This is a genomic window from Nostoc sp. 2RC, from assembly GCF_014222165.1.
Taxonomy (GTDB): Bacteria; Cyanobacteriota; Cyanobacteriia; order Cyanobacteriales; family Nostocaceae; genus Nostoc; species Nostoc linckia.
Map to the genome: position 1 here is coordinate 25,300 of NZ_JACKZU010000045.1, position 6,097 is coordinate 31,396.

The window sequence follows — 6,097 nt, forward strand, 5'->3', positions numbered from 1 at the left end:
TGTTACAGCAAAAAACTTGAGGAGTTGGAAAAATGGCAACTTTTAAACAACAGGTTATACTTGCTCTCATCGCTGCTACTGGCGCTATAGTGGCAACGGTAGCACCTGCATTAATTGAGGGTGATAAAAAATCTTCTTCAGAACCACAGCCCACTCTCGCCACCACTTCTACATGTGACAAAGTGACTCCGGCAAAAGTATGCGTTGATAATGTCACTGTGCAGGTTAATAGCAACGAACTTCAGCAAGTGAAAAATGGCGATCGCTTACTCCTAAAATCTAGAGATACCCTCAGATTATCAAACGTCTATTATTGCATACCATCCAAAGCTACAGTTAATCAAGTAGAAGTAAAAGGACATCTATTTAAAAATGGAGTTGAGAGTTATAAAAATAGTTTTTTAACTCCTAGTACCTTTCCCATTAATGCTGCTTGTCATCATATTGGGAACTTCCAAAAAACCTGGAAACTTGAACCAGGACAGCATCGAGTCAGCATACCCATCATTAAGTATATTGGCAGCCATAGAATTGTTGATGACAGTTTCTACTTCGACTTGGATGTTGGACAGTAGATTTAGTTTGAAAATAGGGAGTGGGGGGTGCGGAGTGGGGAGATAAGGGAGATGGCGTAGAGGGGTTAGGGAGAATAAGAACTCCGCAGTCAACAGTCATCAGTCAACAGTCATCATTCATCACTCAACATTTTGAAAATGTTTAACAATTAATTGGTGAAAGAATTTGGCCGATCGCTTCGTTTTTTTAAAATGTCCAAAAGTTTGGTAAATTGGCTAGGAGGAGTTGCTGTAACTTCAATCATCTCTCCAGATATGGGATGCTGTAATTTGAATCGCCAAGCGTGTAGTGCTTGACCAGGCAAATTTACTCCTACTGAACGACCGGAACCATAAATAGGGTCGCCAACAATGGGATGACCGATTTTGGCGCTGTGGACGCGAATTTGATGGGTGCGTCCAGTTTCTAGTTGAAAGTGAATTAGTGTGTAATTACCAAGGCGTTCTAGGACTCGCCAATGAGTGACGGCTAGTCGTCCGCCTTGTTCAACGGGTATGATAGCCATTTTTTTACGGTCTTGGGGATGGCGACCGATGGGTAAATCAATTGTGCCATTTTCAGTTTTTGGCGCACCGTAAACTATACCTAAGTATTCTCGGCGTGCGGTTTTGGCTTTGAGTTGTGCTTGGAGATGATGATGGGCAAGTTCTGTTTTAGCGATGGCGATCGCTCCTGTTGTATCCTTATCTAAGCGATGGACAATTCCCGGACGTTGGATTCCCCCGATTCCTGGTAAATTAGGACAGTGCGCCAACAGAGCATTTACTAAAGTCCCGTCTGGATGACCTGGTGCGGGATGAACCACTAAGCCCGCAGGTTTGTTGAGAATGATTAACTGATCATCTTCGTAGAGGATATCTAGGGGAATATCTTCTGCTTGTAGTTCTAAAGGTTGGGCTTCTGGGATTTCTAGAGTAATGCGATCGCTTACCTTAACACTAATCTTTTTAGAAGTGCAAACTTTACCATTCAGTTGCACATTACCTTCTTCGATTAACTGTTGGATGCGGGAACGAGATAAATCTGGTAATTCTTGCGAAAGATAGCGGTCAAGACGAACACCCGCGTCATTACTATTTTCTGGGATTTGTAAATGAAATTCGCTCACAATTGCTTTAAATTAATTCCCCATTCTTTAACTGAAATACTAATTTATCCAAAATTAATATACCATTTCCGAATCTACATTTTTTTAACGTAGACGCGCAGCGGCTTGCCGCAGGCTACCGCATTCGCGTAGCGTCTCGTTAGAGAAGGATGCATAGACACATTAGCGAAGCGGTAGCGACAAAGGAGCGTCAGTGACTTTCCGTAGAGTAGGAGGCAAAAAAAAGTAAGAAATGCTTCACTTAACCGTATTGTCCTATATCTAACTAATTGATTCTGAATTCTGAATTCTGAATTCTAATTTACGGAATTCCTGCTTGTTGAAAAATTTGTTTTGCTGTGATTTGCAGTCCTTCAAACAAGGAATCTTCTATAATTTCTGCACCAATTTTTGTTTGAGGTCGAGCATCAGGATAAAAAATAGTGACAGTTTTCGCTTTTGCATCCACAACCCAAACTCTCAGAACACCTGCATTGAGATAATCTGTAGCTTTTGCATTCATTTCTCCAAAAGTTTGGTCAGGAGAGATAATTTCAATCACTAAATCTGGAGGTATAGGACAAGCTTCATCTTCAATTAAGTCGCTGTTAAGCCGAGAGTAAGAAACATAAAGTAAATCTGGTATTGGTACCCAGTCTTTACCCTGACGTTTTAAAGTAATTGCCCATTCAATACCAATTTCACCACGATTTTGCAAACACAGTCTTAGGATTGTGTAGATTGTGCCTGTTAGCCTAGAATGGAATCTTTTTGGAGCCATTTTTGGTTTTAATTCTCCATCAACTAATTCGTAGGTGATATCTCCTTCTCCTCCGGAGAGTGTCAGGAATTCTTCGAGTGTGATTTGTGATTTGACTTGAGTCATTGTTGTTATCTTCCTAGTGCAAAATCAATCACGCTTTGTTCTGACGCAAAAATAACCTAATTTCGTCATTATGAGGGATAGCGTAGTAAGTTACCCTGACGCTGGGATAGTTTTCCTATACTTTGTTTCCGTTGCAATCACAATATCGGCGTTGTGTAAGTTCTAAGAAAGTTAAAAGCTTCTGAAATTTTCTCAAATTAAAAATTAGGAATTCTATCACTAATAATATGCCTATTATGACTTGCAGTCAGGAATAGCAAGAAAATTTACCCAAATATCTGGTCACAAGTCTAGAAATTTATTTACAGCAAATTACAATAGGCGTGAACTACAGATAATTTTAAAGGTGATTGATAAAATAAACCTCAAATTACAAAGAAAGGCAGAAGTTCGAGGGCAGAAGGCAGAAGGTTAGGAGTAACAATCAAAACTTTAGTTCTGGGTCTGAGCTACAGTCCAGATAAATAATTATACTGAGACTGCTTGCAGCAAGGTATAAAACCTCCTTGTTACAATCCCACTCTTTTAAGGGTGGGTAGCATAGCTGCCTTCTGCCTCCTGCCTTCTGCCTTCTGACTTTTCCCTTAGACAGTAGTAAAGTTATACCACCCACGACTAATACAGCAGGTATCGAATTTGATTCTGGAATTGGTGTAATTTCACCCAAACCACTGATTGTGTTACTAAACTTGCCAAAATCATTTACTCGACGACCAGTAGTAACTAAAAAGTATTTTTCTCCTGTAACAAGTTCTCGATTGAAAGTAACGGTACTACCATTTGTAGTAGTACTTGCTATTAAAACATTGGTTAATTGTTGAGTAGGATTGAAACTACCCTCATATAAAGTTAAGAAAATATCCCATTTTCTATTTGCAGGTGTTGTAGGTTTAGAGTCACCACTTATAGTGTATGAACCAGAACGATCAACTGTAAAATCAAATACGCTGTAAGGTACACTCATTCCCATGTTTCCATCTCTTTCACCACTGATGAGAGTGGGAGGATTCCCCGGTGCTACGCGCCGCCAAATAGGTTCATTAGTTGTATCATCCTGATAATTAAAAACAGCAGCTGTGGATGGTTGAACAGTGGAAACAGTGGCTAATGCTAACCCCAGAATCACCATTAATGATTTGGAAAAAAACTTTGTTTTTAACATCAAATTCATAGCTTATCAAATAGAAACGTTGATGATTACCCGTGCAAATGAAAATACATTACCAGTTATATTGGTATAAATCAATTTATTTATCTAAGGTAATGTAAAAATTAGATGTAGATGAGCCAAGCTGAACATCAATAAATGAGAAAACTTAGAAGAATTCAGAATTCAGGAGTCAGAATTCAGGAGTCAGAATTCAGGAGTCAGGAGTCAGGAGTCAGAATTCAGGAGTCAGGAGTCAGGAGTCAGAATCAAGACGCGACGCTTGATGACTCGCTAATGCTCCGCTATCGAAGACTCGAAGGAGCTTCGAGCGTTTTGAAGACCACCAAATCTACGATTTGGTGGGAGTGCAAAAACATCGGTTATTCATACGCTAGTCGTACAAAATTCTTAACTGAATTCTGACTCCTGATTCCTGAATTCTGTGTGATAACACAAAGACCTTTTACCCAGTCACCAGTCCCTTGCTATATTTGACAACAGCAAATTTAGTAGAAGCAAATGCGATTGATTTTATACAGTAAACCAGGATGTCATTTATGTGAGGGTTTGCAGGAAAAGCTGGAACAAATCCAAAATTTGAGTTTTGAGTTGGAAATTCGGGATATTACAACTCGCGAAGAGTGGTTTGGTGCGTATCAGTATGAAGTGCCGGTACTTTTTTTAGCGAACCACCAAGGTGCAGAGGTACTTTTACCGCGTCCTTCTCCTCGTGCGAGTGTGCAACATTTGGAAGAAATGTTGCGTAAGTATTTAGCCAATTAGAAAAAAATAATGCAGAATAAGCGCAAGAAAAGTTTGTGGCGAGGTTCGCAAGATGAAATTGCGGGAATTACTAACGGCGGTAGACAGTGTTGAACAATTACCCAGCCATCCGGCTTTGGAGGATGCAGAAGTTAGGGGTTTGAAGACGAATTCCCATGCTTGTGGTGTGGGAGATTTGTTTATTGGAATGCCAGGAACACGAGTCGATGGTGGGGAATTTTGGCCTAGTGCGATCGCATCTGGCGCTGTGGCAGCTATTATCTCTCCCCAAGCAGCGCAAAAACATCCTCCCACAGATGAAGCTGTGGTGATTAGTGCCAGTAATATCACTCAAGCTTGTGCCCAGATAGCCAGCGCTTTTTACGGTTATCCAGGGCAAAAACTCAAGCTGGTTGGTGTCACTGGAACCAATGGCAAAACTACAACCACCCATTTAATTGAATTTCTGCTGAATAAAGCTAATCTAGCTACGGCTTTAATGGGAACTCTTTACACTCGTTGGCCTGGTTTTGAACAAACTGCTGTCCACACAACCCCCTTTGCGGTGGAACTGCAACAGCAACTAGCTGAAGCTGTAAATGCTGGAAATGAGTTTGGGGTAATGGAAGTTAGTTCCCACGCTTTGGCACAAGGTCGAGTATTAGGCTGTAAATTTGAGGTGTCGGTATTCAGTAATCTTACTCAAGACCATCTGGATTATCACAAGGATATGGAAGATTATTTTGCTGCCAAAGCCTTGTTGTTTAGTCCTGAATATCTCAAGGGACGGGCAATAATTAACGCTGATGATTCCTACGGTGAGCGCTTAATTGCTTCATTAAATCCAGAACAAGTTTGGAGTTATAGTGTCAACAACAACAACACTGATTTATGGATGAGTGACTTAAGTTATGAGCCGAACGGTGTCAGCGGAACCTTGCATACACCAAAAGGCGATGTAGCCTTTCGATCGCCTTTAGTTGGTCAATATAATTTAGAAAATCTTTTAGCAGCAGTAGGAGCAGTTTTACATCTAGGTTTAGATTTGCAGTTAGTAGCATCCGTCATCTCAGAATTTCCCGGAGTTCCCGGTCGCATGGAACGAGTGCAAATTAGTTCCCAGCAAGATATTAGCGTCATTGTGGATTATGCTCATACTCCAGATAGTTTAGAAAATTTACTCAAAGCAGCACGTCCATTTATACCAGGAAAGATAATTTGTGTGTTTGGTTGTGGCGGCGATCGCGATCGTACCAAGCGCCCAAAAATGGGTAAAATTGCCGCAGAACTAGCCGATATAGCAGTGGTGACATCGGATAATCCCCGTACCGAAAACCCAGAAAAAATTTTAGAAGATATTTTGGCGGGAATTCCCCAAACAGTGCAGCCAACAGTAATTGGCGATCGGGCCATGGCAATTCGCACCGCCATTTTACAAGCACAACCCGGTGATGGAGTATTACTCGCCGGTAAAGGTCACGAAGACTACCAAATTCTCGGTACTGAAAAAATCCATTTTGACGACCGAGAACACGCACGCGAAGCCCTACAGGCAAGATTAGGATAATTTGGGCATGGGGCAAGCAGGAGGTGTGGGAGGTGTGGGAGGTGTGGGAGGTGTGGGAGGTGTGGGAGG

6 protein-coding genes are annotated in these 6,097 nt (G+C 41.3%); 3 read left to right on the forward strand and 3 right to left on the reverse strand.

Annotated elements, in window-relative coordinates; genetic code table 11:
* The first annotated feature begins 32 nt into the window (after positions 1-32).
* The gene (locus GNE10_RS07870; RefSeq protein ID WP_185564377.1) at positions 33-575 is read left to right on the forward strand and encodes a hypothetical protein; all 543 of its coding nucleotides are present in this window, start codon (positions 33-35) and stop codon (positions 573-575) included.
* Between the two features lie 149 nt (positions 576-724).
* Here the strand turns inward: GNE10_RS07870 and GNE10_RS07875 are convergent, their stop codons facing one another.
* The 3 genes from GNE10_RS07875 to GNE10_RS07885 all read right to left on the reverse strand — a co-directional run bounded on the left by GNE10_RS07875 (position 725) and on the right by GNE10_RS07885 (position 3,720).
* Complete coding sequence (locus GNE10_RS07875; protein ID WP_185564395.1) at positions 725-1,687, reverse strand: RluA family pseudouridine synthase; 963 nt, start codon at positions 1,685-1,687, stop codon at positions 725-727.
* Between the two features lie 298 nt (positions 1,688-1,985).
* Positions 1,986-2,549, reverse strand: coding sequence for a Uma2 family endonuclease (locus tag GNE10_RS07880; RefSeq protein ID WP_185564379.1), 564 nt, complete (start codon positions 2,547-2,549; stop codon positions 1,986-1,988).
* A 424-nt stretch (positions 2,550-2,973) separates the two neighbouring features.
* Positions 2,974-3,720 carry a PEP-CTERM sorting domain-containing protein gene (locus GNE10_RS07885; protein ID WP_221642768.1) on the reverse strand — a complete coding sequence of 249 codons (747 nt, stop codon included), beginning with the start codon at positions 3,718-3,720 and terminating at the stop codon, positions 2,974-2,976.
* 498 nt (positions 3,721-4,218) lie between these two features.
* Here GNE10_RS07885 and GNE10_RS07890 point away from each other — a divergent pair, with 498 nt between their 5' ends.
* Complete coding sequence (locus GNE10_RS07890) at positions 4,219-4,482, forward strand: glutaredoxin family protein (protein WP_185564383.1); 264 nt, start codon at positions 4,219-4,221, stop codon at positions 4,480-4,482.
* 52 nt (positions 4,483-4,534) lie between these two features.
* Complete coding sequence (locus tag GNE10_RS07895) at positions 4,535-6,028, forward strand: UDP-N-acetylmuramoyl-L-alanyl-D-glutamate--2,6-diaminopimelate ligase (RefSeq protein WP_185564385.1); 1,494 nt, start codon at positions 4,535-4,537, stop codon at positions 6,026-6,028.
* Positions 6,029-6,097 lie beyond the last annotated feature (69 nt).

Bases quoted from the DNA above. Each gene is read 5' to 3' on its own strand.
- GNE10_RS07870 (WP_185564377.1), top strand. From the start codon at position 33: ATGGCAACTTTTAAACAACAGGTTATACTTGCTCTCATCGCTGCTACT.
- GNE10_RS07880 (WP_185564379.1), bottom strand. From the start codon at position 2,549: ATGACTCAAGTCAAATCACAAATCACACTCGAAGAATTCCTGACACTC.
- GNE10_RS07885 (WP_221642768.1), bottom strand. From the start codon at position 3,720: ATGAATTTGATGTTAAAAACAAAGTTTTTTTCCAAATCATTAATGGTG.
- GNE10_RS07890 (WP_185564383.1), top strand. From the start codon at position 4,219: ATGCGATTGATTTTATACAGTAAACCAGGATGTCATTTATGTGAGGGT.
- GNE10_RS07895 (WP_185564385.1), top strand. From the start codon at position 4,535: ATGAAATTGCGGGAATTACTAACGGCGGTAGACAGTGTTGAACAATTA.